General features: G+C 73.8%; 4 protein-coding genes. 3 read left to right on the top strand and 1 reads right to left on the bottom strand.

Features of this window, described 5'->3' with window-relative positions; genetic code table 11:
• Window positions 1–102 precede the first annotated feature (102 nt).
• The 3 genes from ADY01_RS35115 to ADY01_RS35125 are packed head-to-tail and all read left to right on the top strand — an operon-like array spanning window position 103 to window position 1255.
• Entirely contained in the window at window positions 103–627 is a 525-nt protein-coding gene (locus ADY01_RS35115) for a hypothetical protein (protein WP_049580894.1), read from the top strand.
• On the top strand, window positions 624–857 hold the full coding sequence (locus tag ADY01_RS35120; protein ID WP_159001633.1) for a hypothetical protein: 234 nt from the start codon (window positions 624–626) through the stop codon (window positions 855–857). The genes ADY01_RS35115 and ADY01_RS35120 overlap by 4 nt, the downstream gene beginning before the upstream one ends.
• On the top strand, window positions 854–1255 hold the full coding sequence (locus ADY01_RS35125; RefSeq protein WP_049580897.1) for a hypothetical protein: 402 nt from the start codon (window positions 854–856) through the stop codon (window positions 1253–1255). Before ADY01_RS35120 ends, ADY01_RS35125 begins: the two co-directional genes overlap by 4 nt.
• A 36-nt stretch (window positions 1256–1291) precedes the next feature.
• Here the strand turns inward: ADY01_RS35125 and ADY01_RS35130 are convergent.
• The coding region (locus ADY01_RS35130; protein WP_049580899.1) for an aldose epimerase family protein at window positions 1292–2065 on the bottom strand (774 nt) is incomplete at its 5' end.

Below are 2065 nucleotides of genomic sequence, written 5' to 3' on the forward strand. Positions count from 1 at the left end.
CGATGGGCGAGGGGGTGAAGGCGCCCCGCCGCCGTGCGACGTTCATCTCCCGGCATTCCGGGCGCCTTCACCCCCTCGCCCATCGACCTCAGAATCGCCCGGATGAGAACGTTCCTCCTGGCCGCCACCGCCCGCACCACGCGTGACGCGGATCACCTGCTGCACCGGCTGGCGGACGTGCTGCCGCTTCCGGAGGGCGCGTACGCCCTCACCCACCCGGTCGCGGACCCCGAGCCGCGGCTCGCGCTCTGCCTCGCCGTGGCGGAGGACGTCGCGGACGCGGTCGAGGGGCGTCTCCGCGCGGCGGGTGAGGAGCCCACCGACCTCCCCGAGGGGCCCGCCGTGCGGCGGGCCGTCGTCTTCCCCGGCTGGCGGGCGCTGACCGGAAGCCTCACGCTGGGCGAGCTGTTCGCCGGGACGGCGATCGCGCGGGCCGAGGCGCTGGGCGGGGTGGTGCCGCCCGAGGACGCCGTGCTCGACACCCGCGGGCATGTGCGGCCCGAGTGGCGCGACGGGGAGCTGCTGTTGCGACTGATGCCGGTGCGCGGGGGCGGCTATGTGCCGTTCGAGATCCCCGACCCCCACCCTTGTTGCGGCACCCACGAGGGTGGTACTACTGAAGTATGACCATGCGGAAGACGGCGATCTCGTTGCCCGAGGAGCAGTTGCGGCGGCTGAAGGCGGCCGAGGCCGCCGGCCGCATCCCCAGTGTCTCGGGGCACATCCAGGAACTGCTGCGCCGCGACGAGGAGTTCGCCGCGGTGGATGAGACCCTGCGGCGGCTGTTCGGCGACCGGCCGCCGGGTGACGAGCACAGGAAGTGGGCGGAGCGGGCGCTAGGCATCGACGCCGCGTGACCGCCGATGCCATAGGCGGGCGCATTCTCGACACCTCGGCGCTGGCCGCCGCGGCCCGCGGCGACCTCTTCATGCGCGCCCTGCTGACGACCGCACACGAGCATGTGATCCCGCTGCTCGCGCCCGCCACCTGCGTCGCCGACGCCTCCGCCGACCTCCAGCCGTTCGGCAGGGACGCGCTCACCGCGATCATGCGCTTCCCCCTGGTCGCGTTCTCCCCGCTGGAGGAGTCGCACGCCATCGGCTCGGGCATCCTGCGTTCCGCCCACCGCCCCGCGCCGACCACCCACGGCCATGTCGCCTACCTCGCCGCCGCCCGGCAGTGGCCCGTGATCACCTCGGATCCCGGGCCACTGCGGACGCTCTATCCGGCCGTCATGATCGAGGCCATGCCCTGAACCGGCGCCGGCGCCGGCGCCGGCGCCGGCGCGCGGTCAGCGGACCCCGAACGCGTGCACCGTGGTCGAGCGGTAGGTCTCGCCGGGGCGCAGGACGGTGCTGGGGAACGCGGGCTGGTTGGGGGAGTCGGGGAAGTGCTGGGTCTCCAGGCACACCGCGTCGCCCTGCCGGTAGGTGCGGCCCGAGGTGCCGGTGAGCGTGCCGTCGAGGAAGTTGCCGCTGTAGAACTGCACGCCGGGCTCCGTGGTGGAGATCGTCATCACGCGCCCCGAGCCCGGGTCGTGGAGCGTCGCCACGGGCTCCGGCTCCGCCGTGATGCCCTTGTCCAGCACCAGCGTGTGGTCGAACCCCTGCGCGTTGAGCAGCTGGGGGTGGCCCTCGCGGATGTCGCGGCCGATGGGCTTGGCGCGGCGGAAGTCGAACGGGGTGCCCTCGACGTCCGCCAACTCGCCGGTGGGGATGAGGACGCCGCTCACCGGCACGTAGCGCCCCGCTGCCAGCGCGAGACGGTGGCCGTGGACGCTTCCGGTGCCTTCGCCGGCGAGGTTGAAGTAGATGTGGTTGGTGAGGTTGACGACGGTGGGTGCGTCGGTGGTGGCGTGGTAGTCGATGCGGAGGGCGCCGTCCTGGTCGAGGGTGTAGTCGACGCGGGTGGTGAGGGTGCCGGGGAAGCCCATGTCGCCGTGGGGGCTGGTGTGGTGGAGGGTGAGGCCGGCGGGGGGGGGGGGGGGGGCGGCCCAGAGGGGTTTGTCGAGGCCGGTGGTGCAGCCGTGGAGGGGGTTGGGGCCGGGGGTGAGGGGGGGGGGGTG

It is taken from the genome of Streptomyces sp. SBT349 (genome assembly GCF_001083795.1).
Taxonomy (GTDB): domain Bacteria; phylum Actinomycetota; class Actinomycetes; order Streptomycetales; family Streptomycetaceae; genus Streptomyces.